Annotated in this window: 14 protein-coding genes and 1 pseudogene; 7 read left to right on the top strand and 8 right to left on the bottom strand. The window is 58.8% G+C overall.

All coding sequences use genetic code 11. The annotated features are described in order from the left end of the window. Positions 1–46: 46 nt before the first annotated feature. Genes A3220_RS09415 through A3220_RS09405 form a run of 3 tightly spaced genes read right to left on the bottom strand, consistent with a single transcriptional unit; the run spans position 47 to position 3167 of the window. Positions 47–889, bottom strand: coding sequence for a carbohydrate ABC transporter permease (locus tag A3220_RS09415; protein WP_062374552.1), 843 nt, complete (start codon positions 887–889; stop codon positions 47–49). Beyond that, positions 889–1881, bottom strand: a complete 993-nt coding sequence (locus A3220_RS09410; RefSeq protein WP_062374551.1) for a sugar ABC transporter permease — start codon at positions 1879–1881, stop codon at positions 889–891. The genes A3220_RS09415 and A3220_RS09410 overlap by 1 nt, the downstream gene beginning before the upstream one ends. Positions 1882–1895: 14 nt before the next feature. Then, positions 1896–3167, bottom strand: a complete 1272-nt coding sequence (locus A3220_RS09405; protein ID WP_062374548.1) for an ABC transporter substrate-binding protein — start codon at positions 3165–3167, stop codon at positions 1896–1898. A 342-nt stretch (positions 3168–3509) separates the two neighbouring features. Here A3220_RS09405 and A3220_RS09400 point away from each other — a divergent pair. From A3220_RS09400 to A3220_RS18160, 6 genes and pseudogenes are all read left to right on the top strand, one after another. Further along, positions 3510–5038 (top strand): annotated as a pseudogene (locus A3220_RS09400) (carbohydrate porin). Between the two features lie 133 nt (positions 5039–5171). Next, positions 5172–6164 (top strand): AAA family ATPase, encoded by a 993-nt coding sequence (locus A3220_RS17930; protein WP_252860446.1) that lies wholly within the window; start codon positions 5172–5174, stop codon positions 6162–6164. Next, on the top strand, positions 6050–7876 hold the full coding sequence (gene malT / locus A3220_RS09395; RefSeq protein WP_252860445.1) for an HTH-type transcriptional regulator MalT: 1827 nt from the start codon (positions 6050–6052) through the stop codon (positions 7874–7876). The genes A3220_RS17930 and malT overlap by 115 nt, the downstream gene beginning before the upstream one ends. Positions 7877–8027: 151 nt before the next feature. Then, a complete protein-coding gene (locus A3220_RS09390) occupies positions 8028–9707 on the top strand; it encodes an alpha-amylase family glycosyl hydrolase (RefSeq protein WP_062374547.1) in 1680 nt (559 codons plus the stop codon). After that, positions 9695–10810 (top strand): sn-glycerol-3-phosphate ABC transporter ATP-binding protein UgpC, encoded by a 1116-nt coding sequence (gene ugpC, locus A3220_RS09385; RefSeq protein WP_062374545.1) that lies wholly within the window; start codon positions 9695–9697, stop codon positions 10808–10810. The genes A3220_RS09390 and ugpC overlap by 13 nt, the downstream gene beginning before the upstream one ends. A 112-nt stretch (positions 10811–10922) precedes the next feature. Further along, positions 10923–11057: a hypothetical protein gene (locus tag A3220_RS18160; RefSeq protein WP_288101853.1), complete on the top strand. Its 135-nt coding sequence runs from the start codon at positions 10923–10925 to the stop codon at positions 11055–11057. A gap of 86 nt (positions 11058–11143) precedes the next feature. Here A3220_RS18160 and A3220_RS09380 read toward each other — a convergent pair whose 3' ends face one another. From A3220_RS09380 to A3220_RS17925, 5 genes are all read right to left on the bottom strand, one after another. Next, positions 11144–11410 (bottom strand): DksA/TraR family C4-type zinc finger protein, encoded by a 267-nt coding sequence (locus tag A3220_RS09380; RefSeq protein ID WP_044629374.1) that lies wholly within the window; start codon positions 11408–11410, stop codon positions 11144–11146. A 239-nt stretch (positions 11411–11649) separates the two neighbouring features. Then, a complete protein-coding gene (malG, locus tag A3220_RS09375) occupies positions 11650–12540 on the bottom strand; it encodes a maltose ABC transporter permease MalG (RefSeq protein ID WP_044629373.1) in 891 nt (296 codons plus the stop codon). A gap of 10 nt (positions 12541–12550) precedes the next feature. Then, entirely contained in the window at positions 12551–14110 is a 1560-nt protein-coding gene (gene malF, locus A3220_RS09370) for a maltose ABC transporter permease MalF (protein WP_062374543.1), read from the bottom strand. A 62-nt stretch (positions 14111–14172) separates the two neighbouring features. Beyond that, positions 14173–14994 (bottom strand): maltose/maltodextrin ABC transporter substrate-binding protein MalE, encoded by an 822-nt coding sequence (gene malE / locus A3220_RS09365; RefSeq protein WP_252860447.1) that lies wholly within the window; start codon positions 14992–14994, stop codon positions 14173–14175. Further along, a complete protein-coding gene (locus A3220_RS17925; RefSeq protein ID WP_252860444.1) occupies positions 14940–15359 on the bottom strand; it encodes an extracellular solute-binding protein in 420 nt (139 codons plus the stop codon). The genes malE and A3220_RS17925 overlap by 55 nt, the downstream gene beginning before the upstream one ends. A gap of 325 nt (positions 15360–15684) precedes the next feature. Between A3220_RS17925 and zwf the strand changes: the two genes are divergently transcribed. Next, positions 15685–17178 carry a glucose-6-phosphate dehydrogenase gene (zwf, locus tag A3220_RS09360; RefSeq protein WP_062374541.1) on the top strand — a complete coding sequence of 498 codons (1494 nt, stop codon included), beginning with the start codon at positions 15685–15687 and terminating at the stop codon, positions 17176–17178.

Genomic DNA, 17178 nt, shown 5'->3' with positions numbered 1-17178 from the left:
GCTGAGGTTTATCAGCGAATTCATAGAGGCGTTATTGCGCAGGGGCTTAGCCCTTCACGGCACCCGCCGTTAGGCCGGAAACAATGCGGCGCTGGAAAATAATGACCAAAATCACCAGCGGCACGGTTACCACAACGGAGGCGGCCATAATCGGCCCCCAGGGCAGTTCGTAAGCGCTACCGCCGGACAGTAGCGCGATAGCTACCGGCACCGTGCGTTGGGCATCGGTGAGGGTGAAGGTCAGGGCGAATAGAAATTCGTTCCAGGCGGCGATAAACGCCAGCAGCCCGGTGGTGGCCATGGCCGGCCACATCAGCGGCAGAAATACCTTGGTGATGGTCACCCAGGGCGTGGCGCCATCCATGATCGCCGCCTCTTCCAGCTCCATGGGCAGCTGCTTCATAAAGGTGGTGAGCACCCACACCGTGAAGGGCAGCGTAAAGATGGTGTAACTGAGGATCAGGCCTGCGGGGTTGTTATATAGATTCAGCGCGCGAATTACCTCGAACAGCCCAGAGAGCACGGCCACTTGAGGGAACATCGAAACGCCCAGAATGACCAGCAGCACCGTCGAACGGCCCCGAAAGCGTACCCGCCCAAGCGCATAAGAGGCGGTGATACCCAGCAGCAGGGCGATAAACACTACGCTAAAGGCGACGATGATGGAGTTGAAAATCGCTCGCACAAAGCTCGATTGGCTAAAGATTTGCGCGTAGTTGTCCAGGTTCCAGTTCGAGGGCCATAGCTCCACGCGGAACAGGTCGCTAGAGGGTTTGAGCGAGGTGATCACCGCGTAGTAAAACGGGAACACTGCATACACCATAATGACGGCAATCAGTGCCCAAAAACCAACGCGTTTAGCAATTTTGGCGAACTGGCGGCTGTTCATCAGTCACCTCCCAATTGAATCTGTTTGCGGCCAAGGTAGAGATAAGCCACGGTGGCCAGCGCGATGATCAGGAACAGCAGCGTAGAGGCCGCACTGCCATAGCCGACGTCCTGGAATTCGACGAGCTGCTGGCGCGCATACACCGACATCGACATCGTGCTGGTGGAGTTGGAGGTCAATACATAGATCACGTCGAAGACCCGCAGGGCATCCAGCAGGCGGAAGATTACCGCCACCATCAGCGCGGGTGTGATCAGTGGCAGCGTAACCTTGAAGAACACGCGCACGGGGTGAATGCCATCCACCTCAGCAGCTTCATAGCAATCTTTAGGCAGCATCTGCAGCGCGGCTAACACCAGCAGCGCGACGAAAGGAATGGTCTTCCAAACGTCAACCATAATGACCGCCCACATGGAGTAGGTGGCGCTGGCTGTCCAGGCGATGGGATTATCAATAATGCCAACCACCATCAGCAGGTGGTTGATGATGCCGAACTGATCATTCAGCATCCACGCCCACATCTGGGCTGAGACAATGGTGGGGATGGCCCAAGGGATGAGGACCGCCGCACGAACAATCACACGGCCTTTAAATTCTGCGTTCAGAATCAGCGCCACGATGACGCCAAACACTACTTCCAGCGAAACGGAAACGACCGAGAAGTAGACCGTGTTCCACACGGACTGCCACCATACCGGGTCGGCTAGCACGCCAAACCAGCGGCCGTTGTCGTAAACCAGATAGTTTTCAAAGCCAATCAGGTTTGCGGCGCCTAAATCGGACAGCGACGCATCGGTAAAGCTGAGAAAGAAGGTGCGAAGTAACGGCCAGCCCGCCACCAGCGTGAGGGCAATCAGCATGGGGGCTAAGAACAGCCACGCCGCCTTGACGCGTTGGCGGCGGACCTTGGTACCCCGTTGCCGCCGCGCTGGCGTGGCGGAACGCGCCCCGAGGGGCGCGTTTTGGTGAGAGTGGTGAGAAGAGCTCGACATAGGTGTCTCCGCGTTTACCAGTTGCGACGCTTCAGGCGCAGCAATTCGCCTTCAAGGTCAGCGACGGCTTGAGCGCCATCTTTGGTGCCGGACAGCACGTCATGAGAGGTGCTAAAGAAGGCGTTGCTGACCCGGCCATAGGCACCGCCGGTAGGTGCAGAGGGGCGGGCAACCGCACTCGTGAAGGTGTCGTAGAGCGTGCCGAAGAAGGGCACCGCTTCCAGTACTTCCTGGTCCTGGTAGAGCGCATCGATGGTGGGGTTGTAGGACGCCTGAATGGCGCGACGTTTCTGCTCTTCTTCACCGGTCAGGTAAGCCACCAAATCCGCCGCAATGTCAGGATGCTCGCTGTAGCGCGACACGGCCAGGTTCCAGCCGCCCAGGCCCGCAGCGCTTTGGCCCTCTTCACCGCCAGCAGGCAGCTGCACGACGCCTACTTTGCCGCGTACGTCGCTATCGTCACTCTGGGCCAGTGACCACGCGTAGGGCCAGTTGCGCATGAAGACGGCATTGCCGCCCTGGAAAACACCCCGTGCTTCTTCTTCGGTGTAGTTCAGCACGCCTTCCGGGGAGATGTCACCGATCCAAGAGGCAGCGAGATCCAACGCTTGGGCAGCGCGCTCGTTGTTGATGGTCACTTCGCCGTCGTTATCGACCACGGTACCGCCGCCAAAGCTGGCGACCCATTCCAAGGCGTTGACGGTCAGCCCTTCATAGGCGCGCCCTTGGAATACGAAGCCTTGCATACGGTCGTTGCCCGCTTCACGCTCGGCGTTTTGAATATCGCGCGCAGTGTCGGTGAGTGCCTGCCAGGTGGTCGGAACGTCATGACCGTGCTTTTCCAGCAGGTCTTCCCGGTAGTAAAGCACGCCTGCATCGGTAAACCAGGGCATGGCGACCAGCCGGTCATCGATGGTGTTGTTGACCACGATCGTTTCGAAGTGGCCGTCGGCTGCGTTGTCGCCCAATACCTCGCGAAGATCGAGCAGGTGATTGGCCAACAGGCCGGGCCACACCACGTCGATTTGCATGACGTCGATATCGCTGGAGTTGGCGGAGAGAATTTGTTGATAGAGAGATAGGCGCTCGGTGGACGAGTTGGGCGTTGAAACCACATCGACGCTGTGGCCGGTTTTCTCTTCCCAAGCGCGTACGCCTTCTTGGCAAAGGGTCAACTCTGCGCCAACCGCACCACAGGAGATCGTCAGTTCGGCCGCTTGGGCAGACCCGGTGGCACTGGCAAGACTGGCCAAAGCGATAGCTGAAGTGAGTAGTGTCTTTTTCATTACGGCGTTCCTCGGCGTTTATTGTTGTGGGTGATGGGGGATCAGAGCGCTTGTAGCGCCTACTTAAACGATTAAGTACGCTGCCAGTTAGCCGTCTGTCGTCGTGAAGTTCAATAGAGACTTTTGTCTAATCTATTTCAATTCGGTTTCTCTAAGATAAATAGTGCTTTAGACATTGGTCGATAATTAGTAAAAGCTTGTTGGTTTACTAGCTCTTAATCGATTAAGTTTTAGTGGCTGTCGCTCTTCGGCTCAAAATAGAAGTTGCTTTGCAACATTATTCAAGGGAAGGCGGTGCCTGGAGCCAGCGTCACGATCAGAACAAAAATAGGATTTAAAACAATGCACAAAATGACATTCAAGACACCATTAGCCATCGCCGTTGCCACTGCCAGCCTCGGACTTTGCGGTGTTGCCAACGCCGACACGACGATGGAAGAGCGCTTTGCCGAGCTAGAAGCGCGCATTGCGGCCGCCGAGCAGCGGGCTGAGGCTGCCGAGCGCCGCGCGGAGTTAGCTGAGCAGGGGCGCGGTGCTGCGCCTGCTTCAAGCGCGCCAGCAGCGGCAACTACCGATGCCGATATCGAAGAGCGCCTGGCCCGCGTCGAACGCCAGGCCAGCGGCGAAGAGGGCTTCTCGTTCAACGTGTATGCTCGTTCTGGCCTGTTGATCGGTGAAGATGGCAAAAGCGCACCGGGCGGCCCGTACCTAACGCCCGCCGGTGGTAATGGCGGCGCAGTGGGGCGTTTGGGTAACGAGCCGGACACCTACTCTGAAGCCATCCTGAACTACCGGATGCAGTTTGATAACGGTGCAAAAGCCCGCTACACCACGATGATTGCGGACAGTGTCAATACCAGCAACGACTGGACGGGAGATGAGTCCCAGCTCAACGTCCGTCAGGCCTATGCCGAGTTCAGCGACCTGCCCAGCTTCACCGGGGCCTTCGAAAATGCCTCCATCTGGGCGGGTAAGCGCTTCGACCGGGATAACTTCGACATCCACTGGTTCGATAGCGATGTAGTCTTCCTCGCCGGTACCGGTGGCGGTATCTATGATATGCAACTAGCCGATAACTGGACCTCTAACCTATCAATCTATGGACGCAGTTTCGCCGACTTTGATGTGGTTAGTAGCGAAAACCCAGGCCTCAAAGACGATACCGATAACTTGATCCTGACCTCCAACAATTACTTCGGTAATTGGCAGTGGATGGTTAACGGCATGTCCGCCGCCGATAACGACACCCGTAATATTGGCGCTGGGCAGGAAGCAGCCGAGAATGGCTTTCATACCATGGTGGCCTAACACGGCGACAGCTTCTTCGGCTTGGGTGAAGGTAACTTCAAAGCGGCGGTTCTGCATGGCCAAGGCTTGGGTGCCGAAGTGAAGGAGCTCGGTAGCAATGGTGATCTAACCGACGATGCCTCCACGACGCGTCTGGCCGTTTACGGTACAACCTATGTTGCTCCGAAGTGGCGCATTGCTCCCGCCATTCTGGCGGAAACCAGCGATGACCGTTTTGCTAGCGGTGACAGCTACGACTGGGCGACCCTGAACGTTCGTCTGGCGAACGAGATTAACCAGAACTTTGAAATGCAGTACGAAGCCAGCTACCAGTGGATGGATTTCAAACCGCAGGGCTACAGCGACCGCAACGCTGTCGATGGCGACTACATGAAGTTCACCATCGCCCCGACCTTCAAGCCGGAAGTTGGCGGGTTCTGGAAGCGTCCTGAAATTCGTCTGTTCACTCCTATAGCGACTGGGATGAGAGCCTGAACAGTTACGGTGGGAATTCACTACTTGGCAGCGATGGCTTTACTGGCGGTGAGTTCACCTTCGGCGTACAAACCGAGGTATGGTTCTAAGGGCGAACCACTCACTAGCAAGGCTGTTATTGATACGTTTGTTTCACCAATGCTGATTGCCCGCGATTCGTCGCGGGCTTTTTATTAGCCTAGGTTTACTAGGCTAGGTTTTGGGTAGTGAAAGGAGAGGGCCATGCCGCTGCTTCAAGAAAAGCTAAAAGCACCGCCGCTGCCACTGAGCGTCGTGGCAAGGCCGCGCCTGAACGATTTCTTCGCGTTGAACGAGCGGATACGCTTGCTGGTCGTGCAAGCGCCTTCGGGGTATGGCAAAACCACGCTGCTGGCGGAACGGCTACCGGCTCTGGAACAAGACGCCGCCTGGCTGCGCCTGGACCAGCGCGATAATCAGCCCGAGCGTTTTTTGCGCTACTGGCAGGCCGCCATCGATACGCTGTTACGTGAGGATGCGCTGCTGTCGCCTTTGTCCGAGGCGGCGGACTGCGTGGAGCAGCTAGAGCGCTGGCTGGGCGAGCTGCCAAAGCAGCGAGCCGCTTGTCGGCTGGTCTTGGATGAGTTCGAACACCTTACCCATCCCGATATTTTAGCCGGGCTGGCCCACTGGCTACGCCACCAGCCACCCTGGCTGACCTTAACGCTGGCCAGCCGCTCCCGCCCTGCGTTGGGCCTTGCCAGCCTGCGGTTACGCGGCGAGCTTGAAGAGATCGACCTTAGCGCCCTGGCCTTCGATAGCGAAGAGGCGCAAACTCTCTGCGCCGAGCAGCTCAGTTTTCCGCCTACTCGGGTGAGCCTGGAGCGGGCGCTGCGTCGAAGCGGCGGCTGGGTGATGGCCCTGAACTGGCTGGTGGAGCGTACGACGACCCGCGCGGGATTCGATGCGCTGGTCGAGCGGCTAAACGGCGGTCATCCCGATTTCGTGGCGTGGTTCGATGAACGGCTGGCCGAGGCGCTGCCCCCTGAAGAGCGTGAACTCCTGCTGCAGCTTGGGGTGCTGGAGCGCTTTACCCCTGAATTGATGGCGCGCTACTGGAGGGCGAGCGGCTTACCCAGCGGTTGGAAGCCTTTGAACAGGCGGGGCTATTTATCGAGCGGCCCGACCCTCACGCTCAGTGGTACCGCTTTCAACGGCTGTTTGGTGAGTACCTGCGCCACCGCCGTCACGAGCTAAGCTTGGCCACCCAGCGCACGCTGCACCAGCGGGCCAGCCAAGCCTGGCTAGCACTCAACGACCCGGTAATGGCGCTGCGACAAGCCATTTTGGCCGAATCGCCTGGCGATGTGGCTAGCCTGCTGGTTTCTCAAGGGCCTGCACTGCTTGCCAGCGGGGCCTACGCGCTGCTGGCTCAAGGGCTTGGGTTGCTGGGGGAGCCGCAAATCTCGACACGCCCAGAGCTGGTGCTGCTTTACGGCTGGGTATCCCACGCGCAGTTTCAGTTTGATATCACCGCACGGGTGATTAGCTGGATCGAAGCGCAGCTTGAGGTGTCCGAGTGGCAGGTGTTGGGTGCGGAGTTTGCCACCCTGCGTGCCCAGTTAGCGATCAATCAAGGCAACGCCGAGCGTGCCGCTCCGCTCGCCGAACAGGCGCTGGCCGTGCCCGCCCGCTATTTAGCCTCCACACCGCTGACCGCGACCGCCATTTTGAGCGAGGCGCGCTTTGTGCTGGGCTATCTGGATGAGTCGCTGCAGCGGGTGCGCGAGGTGGAGCGTCTGGCACGTCAGCGTGAGGATCATCAGCTGCTGCTGTGGTCGTTCTGCCATCAGTCGGAAACGCTGGTGGCTCAAGGGCGCTTGCAGGCTGCCTACGATATTCAAGAACGCGCCTTTGCCCACCTGGAGCGAGCAGAGCTTGAGCACCTGCCCGTGGCGGAATTTCTCTACCGGATTCGTAGCCAAGTGCTTTGGGAGTGGCACCGTCTGGATGAAGCCGAGCAGGCCGCGCTGAAAGGCATTGCCGTGCTGGATAACCAGGGCGAGCGATGGACGCTGCAGTGCCATATTCAACTGGCCAAAATTGCCCAGAGCCGTGGCGATCAGGCTCAGTGCGCCGACCATATCCGGCGGCTGCGTAAAATCCTGGCCGAAGGCGATTACCATATCGACTGGGTCGCTAACGCCCACGCCACGCTGCTGGCCTGGTGGCACTCCACGCAAGATCTCGACGCGGTGGAGCGCTGGCGCCAAGAAGCGCCCGCTCCCGTTACCGAAGGGGCCACCAACCACTTTGCCCAATGCAACGTGCGCAACCACGCCCGAGCGCTCACGCTGTTGGGCCAGTGCGAGGAGGCCCGCACGCTTCTGGAAGCGCTCGAAGTGCATACTCAAAGACTAGGGCTGGTTACCGATGCCAACCGCAATCAGCTCTGCCTCGCGGCCGCTGCGTGGTCGGCTGGCCAGGAGACGCAAGCCCGCCACCACATGCATCAAGCGCTCAGCTTGGCTTCCCGTACCGCGCTGGTAGGCAGTTTTCTGCGCTTGGGGAAACCGCTTGGGGAACTGCTCAACGGCTTACTCGCCAGCGGCACGCTAGCGGCTTTAGAGCAGGCGAGGGCAGAACGGCTGTTGGCGCTGGCGGGCCAACAGAAGGATTTCGGCTGCGCCCGACGCTTAATGCTAGATGAAACGGTCATCGCGGATATTGTCGCGAGGCCCGACGTGCCAGAGCTGATCCGCACCTCGCCGCTGACCCGCCGCGAATGGCAAATCCTGGGGCTGATTCACGCCGGGCTCTCCAACGAACAGATTGCCGAGCAGCTCTCGGTAGCACCGACCACCATCAAAACCCATATCCGCAGCCTCTACCAAAAGCAGAATATCCGCCGCCGGGACGAGGCCATTGCCCTGGCCGGACAGCTCTTGGCGCATATCCAGGGGGAGTAAGGCGCCGCGTTACCACTCCTCCCCGCACCTACGCCTGGCACTCCCCCGGGGGGAGGATTTTATCCCTTGGCGTAGCCTGCATCATGCCGACTATGGGTAATTACTCGGTTGTTAATAAAACCGTCGGCAATAACAAGGATAAGGACTCACCATGATGCAGACACCTTCTACTTCTCACTACGTTGGCAGCCAGGGGGCCGACTGGTGGCGCGGCGCGGTGATTTACCAAATCTACCCGCGCAGCTTTATGGATAGTAACGGCGACGGCATTGGCGATTTGAAAGGGGTGATCGACAAGCTCGACTACATCGCTTCATTAAACGTCGATGCGATTTGGCTCTCGCCATTTTTTACCTCGCCGATGAAAGATTTCGGCTACGACATCAGCAACTACCGTGATGTCGACCCGATGTTCGGCACGTTGGAAGACTTCGACCGCCTGGTCGAGGCGGCCCACGCGCGGGGGCTGAAAGTGACGATCGATCAGGTGATGTCCCACACCTCCGACCAGCACGCGTGGTTCGAAGAGAGCCGCCAAAGCCGCGACAACCCCAAAGCCGACTGGTACGTATGGGCCGACCCCAAACCCGACGGCGCGCCGCCCACCAACTGGCAGTCGGTATTCGGCGGCAGCGCGTGGCAGTGGGATACCCGCCGCTGCCAGTACTATCTGCATAACTTCCTGGCCAGCCAGCCGGATCTTAACTTCCGCACCCCTGCGGTAGTCGACGCCATGCTGGAAGAGGTGCGCTTCTGGTTGGAGCGCGGCGTGGATGGCTTCCGGCTGGATGCGGTGAATTTCTGCACCCACGGCGAGTTAAAAGACAACCCGCCGCGCCAGGAAATTATCGAGAGCTTCCTGGGCGTTCGCCCTGATAACCCCTACGGCTATCAGCTCCACCAATACGACAAAACCCAGCCGGAAAATCTGCTGTTTCTGGAGCGGCTGCGGGCGCTGCTGGATGAGTACCCCGGCACCACCAGCGTGGGCGAAGTGGGCGACGATGACGCGCTCGGCGTGATGGCGGAGTACTCCCAGGGCGGCAAGCGGCTGCACATGTGCTACTCGTTCAACCTGCTGACCGATAAAGCCGACCCCGGCTATTTGCACGAAACGCTTACTGAAATGGAAGCGCGCATTGGCGATGGCTGGCCCTGCTGGGCGTTGGGAAATCACGACGTAACGCGGCTAGCAACTCGCTGGCAGGCGGAAGGGCAGCTGGAGAAGCTGCGCCTCTATTTGGTGTTCCTGTTCAGCCAGCGGGGCAGCGTATGCCTCTATCAGGGCGAAGAGCTGGGTCTGCCCGAGGCGGAGCTGACCTTCGAGCAGCTTGTCGATCCGGCGGGCATCACCTTCTGGCCTGCCTATAAAGGCCGCGATGGCTGCCGTACGCCGCATCCCTGGCAGGCAGATAGCCGCCATGCTGGCTTCAGTCGTGCCACGCCCTGGCTGCCGGTGCCCGAAGCCCACGCAGCGCTGGCAGTCGATCAGCAAGAGCAGAATGCCGATTCGTTGCTTAACGCTTACCGTGCTTTTCTAGCGTTTCGCCGCACCCAGCCTGCGCTGGTTAAAGGCGGCGTGCGCTACCATCCGGTACGCGACGAGGTGCTCTGTTTTGAGCGCACCTATCAGCAAACGCGCTTGTTGGTAGCACTCAACTTTAGCGATCAGACCGTTACTCGCACAGCTCCCGAGCGCGCAGAAGCACTCGACGATGCGCCTAAGTGGCTAAGCGGCGAGTGGCAGGCAGGTACGCTGACGCTGCCGCCGTTTGGCGTGGCGATTGCCCGCTGCCCGCAAACCCAGGAGGATGCGCCATGGGACGTTTAACCCTCAGCGGTATCGGTAAATCCTTCGATGGTGTCGAAATCTCACGGGATATCGACCTCACCATCGAAGACGGCGAGTTCGTCGTTTTCGTGGGCCCCTCCGGCTGCGGTAAATCCACGCTGCTACGCATGATTGCGGGTCTGGAGGACATTACCACCGGAGATATGCAGCTCGATGGCCAGCGGATCAACGAGATTCCGCCCCAGGAGCGGGACATCGGCATGGTGTTCCAATCCTACGCCCTCTACCCGCACATGAGCGTGGCCGAGAACATGGCGTTTGGCTTGAAGCTGGCGCGCACCGACAAAGCAGAAATTCGCCGCCGCGTGGAGCACGCCGCCGAGATGCTGCACCTCACCGAGCTTCTGGAGCGCAAGCCCAAAGACCTCTCCGGCGGCCAGCGCCAGCGGGTCGCCATTGGCCGCACCCTGGTCAAAGAGCCGGCGGTGTTTCTGTTCGACGAGCCGCTTTCCAACTTGGATGCCGCGCTGCGCGTGGATATGCGGGTACAGATCGCCGCGCTGCACAAGCGCCTGAACGCCACCATGATCTACGTCACCCACGATCAGGTGGAGGCGATGACTCTGGCCGACCGTATCGTGCTGCTCTCGAAAGGGCGTATTGCCCAGGTAGGCGCGCCGCTGTCGCTGTATCACTTTCCCAATACCCTTGAGGTGGCGGAGTTTATCGGCTCGCCGCGTATCAATACGCTGCCGGTGACGGTGGTCGACCCCGGCGAGCGTCAGACCGTGGTGCGCCTGCATAGCGGTGAAACGTTGCCGGTGGCAGTCAACGGTCAGCAGCTCCAGGCAGGCGATAGGGCCACCCTGGGACTGCGTGCCGAAGACTTCGTGGCGGCTGAGCAAGCGGATGCAACGCTGAGCGCGACCCTGATGGTGGCCGAAAAGCTGGGCTATGAAACTCTGGCCCACTGGCAGGTAGAGGGCATTGAAGCGCCTTTAACCCAACGCCTGGATGGTTTAACCCGGCTTGAAGAAGGGCAAGCGTCACATCTGGGGTTGGCAGGGCAGCGCTGCCATCTGTTTGACTCCAACGGCAACGCCTGCCCTCGCCAAGTCACGGTGGACGGGGTAAGCCGATAATTTTTTAAATAATTAATTTTTTTAAAAAGAGTGCATCCAATCGGTCTCCTTGTGTGTATCCCCTATACAGCCGCTATTTAAAGCGGTTGATACAAAACCCAAGGAGACTGAAATGACCATCCAGCCTATGACGCGTGCGACGCTCGCCGCTATCTTGATTGCATCCTTCAGTCACGTCGCGCTGGCTGACATGACGCCCGCCGACGTCAAAGTACCGGACGGCAACACCGTCGCTCTCGAATGCTGATTCGCCCAGCGATTCGCCTTCACCGCTATGTCTATTTCAAGCAGTTGCCGGACACCGACCAGGACGCGTAGACATACAGCCCCATCTCAACGCAGTTGGCTATCCTTACTGCCCCGACGATTGTAGCCACTATAAGCCGACTGCTTTTTGTCCAATTCACCTTGACACACCACACAGAGTCGAACGCCAGGAATAGCCTTGCGGCGTGCTTCGGGAATGGGGTCGCCACACTCCTCACAAAACTCAAGACTTTCGCCGCGGGGTAATTGGCTACGCGCACGCTGCACCGCATCCTCCAGCGTGCTCTCCATCTGCTCGTGTTCTGCGCCATCTTTCGCCCATCCACCCGCCATAATCGCGCTTCTCGCTTCAGCCATGAACAATCTTTCAACATAACAGTAACGAGAAGAACGCACCATCAGTCCAAAAACCTAACTCCTTGGGCCGCCAATGGGCTTCTTAGCATGAACGATCACGGCAGTAGTTACGACTGTAGTGCTAAAGATTACCTAACCCATAAAAAAACCGGCGCTGATGAGCGCCGGTCATGAGCAACATGCTCAAGCGAGGAAACAGCCTAGTAAGTTCCTGCTTAACCCTTCACACCCCCTGCGGTTAAACCGCCGATAATCCAGCGTTGGCAGATCAAAAACGCCACGGTAATCGGTAGGCCGGAGAGAACAGCAGCGGCGGCGAAGTTACCCCAGCGCTGGTTGTGGTCGGCTAGGTACTGCTGGGCACCCACGGCGAGCGTCAGCTTGTGCTCGTCGACCAACAGTACCGAGGCCATGGGGTACTCCATAATGCTCATCACAAACGCCAGAATGAACACCACCATCAAGATTGGGATAGAGAGCGGCAGCAGAATGTAGCGAAACGCTTGCCAAGTGCTGGCGCCATCCACCATGGCAGCTTCCTCAAGCGAGCCATCGATGGATTCGAAATAACCTTTGATCGTCCAGATATGCAGCGCTACCGCACCCAGCGAAGCCACAATCAGCGCGCCGTGCGTATTGATGCCTAGCCAACCGACGAACTGCCCCAGCCGGTCAAAGAGGGCATACAGTGCCACCAGCGAGAGCACCGCTGGGAACATCTGAAAAATCAGCATACCTTTGAGCAGCGGCGCTTTGCCCTTGAAGTGCATGCGGGCAAACGCGTAGGCGCTGGTGGTAGCCAGCATGAGAATCAGCACCGACGACACCACCGCCACCTTGATGGAGTTCCACAGCCAGAGCAGCACGGGGAAGGGCGGCTGCACTACGGTGCCGTCTGGCCGCTCCCAAGGAATCCCCAGCGCCAGCGACCAGTGCTCCAGCGAGAAATTTTCTGGAATCAGGCTGCCGGTGGCAAAGTTGCCCTCGCGAAATGAAATCGAGATGACCAGCAGCAGCGGAAAGACAATCAGCGATACAAAGCAGATCAGCGCTAAGTGCGCTCCTAGGCGGCGCACACCAACGGAGCGGGGTTGAACCATGGCCATGTGTAACCTCCTATACCTTCACTTTGGAAAGGCGCAAATTGAGCAGCGACATGCCCGCCACTAGCAGGAAAATCAGTGTGGCAATGGCCGCCGCGAGGCCAAAGTTCTGCCCGGCATCCTGGAAGGCGATGCGGTAGGTGTAGCTCACCAGCAGGTCGGTGGTGCCCGCCGGGGTGCTGGCCCCCAGAATGTCCGGGTTGCCACCCGTGAGCAGCGCGATCAGCACGAAGTTATTAAAGTTGAACGCAAAGGCGGCAATCAGCAGCGGCGTGAGCGGCTTGATGATCAGCGGCAGGGTGATTTTGAACAGGTTGGTGAGCGGGCCACCGCCGTCTACCGCCGAGGCTTCGTATAAATCCTGGGGAATGGCCTGAATCAAGCCCATGCAGAGCAGTAGCATGTAGGGGTAGCCTAACCAGGTGTTCACGATCAGCAGCATGCTGCGTGCCATCCACGGGTCGGTAAACCACTCGGGGCGCACCCCAAACAAGGTGTCCAGAATCATGTTCACTTCGCCAAAGTGCTGGTTGAACATGCCTTTGAAAATCAGAATCGAGATAAACGCTGGCACCGCATAGGGCAGAATCAGCAGCGTACGGTATATCGCTTTGCCGCGCAGCTGATCCCACTGCAGCAAAGAGGCCAGCACGAAGCCCACGGCCAGGGTGAACACCACGGTGAGACTGGCAAACACGAAGGTCCATACGAAAATTTGCATGAACGGGCCGCGAATGTCCGGGTCGGTGAAGATTTGCGTGTAGTTCGAGAAGCCCACGTTGACCGGCCAGCCCGGAGTGATGCGCTGGCCATCGTCGGCGACGAAAAAGCCGATGGTGTGGTCCGGTGTCAGCACGCGGTCGTCTCGACGATCATATAGCGTGCCATCCTCCCGGGCCTCGTAGCGGTCGAGCATGGGCGCAAACTGGCGCAAGCCCGCCATACGCAGTTCGCTGCCGTCTGGAGTGACCAGCCGCAAGCCTTGTAGGGCATCCCGTGCCTGAATAACGGCCCGCATGCCCAGCGCTTCCTGTGCGGGTGGGGCATCGGTGGCCTGAACGCCAATCTGGCGGTTTTCCTGATTGGCCAAATTGAGTGGGGAAGACACGAACCGCTGGCCCTGAGGGCTCTCTAAATAGAGCCGTACCAAATCACCTTCGGGGTAGAGCGCTAGGTCAAAGGCGTTACCCTCCGCTTGATAGGTTTGGCTCATGAGCTGGTCGCGCACCCGCTCTTCTGAGAGCAGGTTAGTGGAGCTGTAGTTGCTGAAGCTGATCCCGAAGGTGTAGATCAGTGGAAAAATGACGAACACCCCCAGCCCTGCCACGGCTGGGAAAATATAGCGGTGGCTCATCAGCGAACGCTTGGTGAAGACCACGCCCAGCGAGCCGCCGAGAAGCAGAAACAGCAGTGCGAACATCCACTGGCCGTTCAAATGAAAGGCCAAGACTAACCAAAGTAGCGCAATCACCAAAACAGCAATCACGCCACGCATGGCCCAGCGTGTGTAGCGTTCAGTAAGATGGCGAGAGCGATGGCGGGGAAGGCCACGAGACGCGTTGGTGGTATACATGATGGCTTCCTGAAAGCTGCCCAGCGGCTAATGCCGCTGGGCAGATGAGCAAAAAAGAGAGGCTACTGACGCATGCGCCGTGCAGCGGCATCCAGCGCTTCCTGGGGCGATTGGCGCCCGCTGCCGATGTTTTGCAGCGCTGGCTCCATGGCGGCCCAGAACGCACCCATTTCAGGAATGTTGGGCATCGGCATGCCCACTTCGGCGTTTTCCAGCGTAGCGGCAATGTTGGGGTTATCCGCCAGCTCCGCCTGATAGTTGATATGGGCAACCGCACCCAGCGAACCATCGCTGTTGAAGGTGCGCATACCCTCTTCGCTGAGCAGGTAGTTCTCTAAAAACTCCACCGCCAGGAAGTCGTTGGGCGTGGCGGAGTTGATCATCGCGGCCGTCACGCCAAACATCGGTCGGGCGCGCTCGTCGCCTACCCGGGGCAGCAGCGCCACGCCATAATCGATGCCGCTGCGCTCCAGGTTGGGCCACGCCCAGGGGCCGCTGATCATGGTGGCTACTTCGCCTTGGTTGAAGCGGGTATCCATCAGGTTGTAGTCGGTGCCCCGGGGCACCACGCCGCTCTCGATCAGCTCCACCAGCAGCTCGGCCCCCTGTAGGGCACCGGCATTGTTGACCCCAATGTCGCTGACATCATAGCCGCTATCGGTTTGCTTGAACGGGTAGCCGCCGTTGGCGGCTAGCAGCGTCCAGCCGTAGTAGGGTTCGCTGTAATCGAACAGGATGGCTTTCTTGCCTTCTTGAGCCAGCGTGGCGTCCAGCTCCATCAGTTCGGCAAAGCTATCGGGGGGTGTTTCCACCAGCGCTTTGTTGTAAATCAGCCCAAGGGATTCCACGGAAATCGGGTAGGCATAGGTATCGCCGTTCCACAGCGCGGCTTCCCAGGTGAAGTCGTAGAACGCTTCACGGAGCTGTCGCTGGGTGCAATCGGTTTGAGTAGGCCGCTCTGTGCCCATTCACCCATGCGGTCGTGGGCCCAAATCACGATATCCGGCCCTTGGCCGCTGCCTGCCGCCTGCTGGAAGCGGTCGGTCAGGTTGTCCGGAAACACGACTTCCACTTCGATGCCGGTCTCTTCTAAGAACTGGTCGGCGACCGCGCGGATGCCTTCCTGGCCTTTATTGTCGCCCATCCAGATGGTTAAACGGTCATCCTCAAAGGCGAAGGCGGGGAGTGTGGCGGTGGCTGCTAGCGTAGCGGCGAGCAGCGGCGTGAAAAATGGACGAACCATTGCCATGATGTGCATACCTCGTTGTGACGTTGTTGTTGTCGGGCACGTTCGTTGTTGGACGTGCTTTGTTCACTGCCAGCGTCGCTAATTCAGCGCAAGACCACCTCCTCCTTGGGGGGAGGAGGGGTGGCGTATCCAAGGGGCGTAGAGTAAAGGTAGAAGCGTAGGCGGTCAGGGCGCGACATCGTCGTTGTAAAACCCACCGGAAAGGGCAGCAGGCGACAATATTTTGTAGTAAAATTACACGAATTATTGCGTATAATGCCTCATATAAGATAGATTTTAGGTAATCTAACTACATTAGACGGCCTAATTATAAACAGGAGTTGAGATGAGCCAGTCACATGCCCCGCTGGGCGATCCGAATCACGCTATTGATTTAGCGCTTTTTGGGGCGCTAGGCGACCTTGCCATGCGCAAGCTGTTTCCTGCGCTGTATCATCTTGACCGCGAAGGCTTAATGCCCGAAAGCACGCGGATCATGGGGCTGGCGCGTCAGGAGCACGACACTGCCGCGTTCCGTCAGCTGGTCAAGGGCGCGCTGCAGAAGCGCCTGAGAAAAGAGGAGCAGGACAAGGCAAGCCTTGAACGCTTCCTGAACCGCTTAGAGTATCTCAAGCTCGACTTTGCCACCGCAGAGGGCTACGACGCCATTCGCCAGTGGCGCGAAGGCAGCAAGCGCCCAATGGTGGTCTACCTCTCCGTCGCCGCGCGTATTTATGGCGACATTTGCCGCAATCTCCAGGCCAGCAACAGCCTGGATGACGATACCCGCGTGGTAGTGGAAAAGCCGATTGGTTATGACTTGGCCTCTTCAGAAGAGATCAATGACGCCATCGGTGCCGTGTTCCCTGAATCACGCATTTACCGCATTGACCACTACCTGGGTAAAGAGACGGTTCAAAACCTGATCGCCCTGCGCTTTGCCAATCCGCTGTTCGGCACCCAGTGGAACCAGAACCATATCTCCCACGTCGAGATTACCGTCGCCGAAAAAGTGGGTATTGAAGGCCGCTGGGGCTACTTTGATGATGCGGGCCAGCTGCGCGATATGGTGCAGAATCACCTGCTGCAACTGCTCTGCCTGATTGCCATGGACCCGCCTTCCAACCTGGATGCCGATGCCATCCGTGACGAGAAGGTAAAAGTGCTCAAGGCGCTGAAGCCGTTTACCGGCGAAGCGCTGGGCCACGACGTGGTGCGTGGCCAGTACATTGCCGGTACCAGCGATGGCCAGGCCGTGCCGGGCTACCTGGAAGAAGAGGGCGCCAACACCCAGAGCCAGACCGAAACCTTCGTGGCCATGAAGACCGAAGTGGCCAACTGGCGCTGGGCGGGCGTGCCGTTCTATCTGCGTACCGGTAAACGGATGCCGGAGAAACTGTCGCAGATCGTCATTCATTTCCGTCAGCAACCGCACTACATCTTTGATCCGGACCAGCGCGGCATCGCCTCCAACAAGCTGATTATCCGCCTGCAGCCGGAAGAGGGCATTGCCCTTCAGGTACTCACCAAGGATAGCGGCCTGGATAAAGGCATGCGCCTGCGCCCTGGCCCGCTGCACCTGGATTTCAACAGCGCCTTCCCGAAATCGCGTATCCCGGATGCCTACGAGCGTCTGCTGCTAGAAGTCATGAAAGGCCAGCAGTACTTGTTTGTGCGCCGTGATGAAGTGGAGCACGCGTGGCGCTGGTGCGACCAGCTCATCAGCGGCTGGAAAGCACGCGAAACCCCGCCGCGCCGCTACCCGGCAGGCTCTTGGGGGCCGGTCGCCTCGATTGCCATGATTACCCAGGATGGCCGCAGCTGGTACGAGGATTATTGA

This window comes from Halomonas sp. KX33721 (assembly GCF_001596805.1).
Taxonomy (GTDB): Bacteria; Pseudomonadota; Gammaproteobacteria; order Pseudomonadales; family Halomonadaceae; genus Vreelandella; species Vreelandella aquamarina.
Note: the sequence above shows the minus strand (reverse complement) of the source record. Positions and strands in the feature narration are given on the sequence as shown.

What these genes read in the sequence shown, in the direction of transcription:
- A3220_RS17930 (WP_252860446.1), top strand. Translation starts at nt 5,172, where the DNA reads ATGCCGCTGCTTCAAGAAAAGCTAAAAGCACCGCCGCTGCCACTGAGC.
- malG (WP_044629373.1), bottom strand. Translation starts at nt 12,540, where the DNA reads ATGGCCATGGTTCAACCCCGCTCCGTTGGTGTGCGCCGCCTAGGAGCG.
- ugpC (WP_062374545.1), top strand. Translation starts at nt 9,695, where the DNA reads ATGGGACGTTTAACCCTCAGCGGTATCGGTAAATCCTTCGATGGTGTC.
- malF (WP_062374543.1), bottom strand. Translation starts at nt 14,110, where the DNA reads ATGTATACCACCAACGCGTCTCGTGGCCTTCCCCGCCATCGCTCTCGC.
- A3220_RS09390 (WP_062374547.1), top strand. Translation starts at nt 8,028, where the DNA reads ATGATGCAGACACCTTCTACTTCTCACTACGTTGGCAGCCAGGGGGCC.
- A3220_RS18160 (WP_288101853.1), top strand. Translation starts at nt 10,923, where the DNA reads ATGACCATCCAGCCTATGACGCGTGCGACGCTCGCCGCTATCTTGATT.
- A3220_RS09380 (WP_044629374.1), bottom strand. Translation starts at nt 11,410, where the DNA reads ATGGCGGGTGGATGGGCGAAAGATGGCGCAGAACACGAGCAGATGGAG.
- A3220_RS09415 (WP_062374552.1), bottom strand. Translation starts at nt 889, where the DNA reads ATGAACAGCCGCCAGTTCGCCAAAATTGCTAAACGCGTTGGTTTTTGG.
- A3220_RS09410 (WP_062374551.1), bottom strand. Translation starts at nt 1,881, where the DNA reads ATGTCGAGCTCTTCTCACCACTCTCACCAAAACGCGCCCCTCGGGGCG.
- A3220_RS17925 (WP_252860444.1), bottom strand. Translation starts at nt 15,359, where the DNA reads ATGGCAATGGTTCGTCCATTTTTCACGCCGCTGCTCGCCGCTACGCTA.
- zwf (WP_062374541.1), top strand. Translation starts at nt 15,685, where the DNA reads ATGAGCCAGTCACATGCCCCGCTGGGCGATCCGAATCACGCTATTGAT.
- A3220_RS09405 (WP_062374548.1), bottom strand. Translation starts at nt 3,167, where the DNA reads ATGAAAAAGACACTACTCACTTCAGCTATCGCTTTGGCCAGTCTTGCC.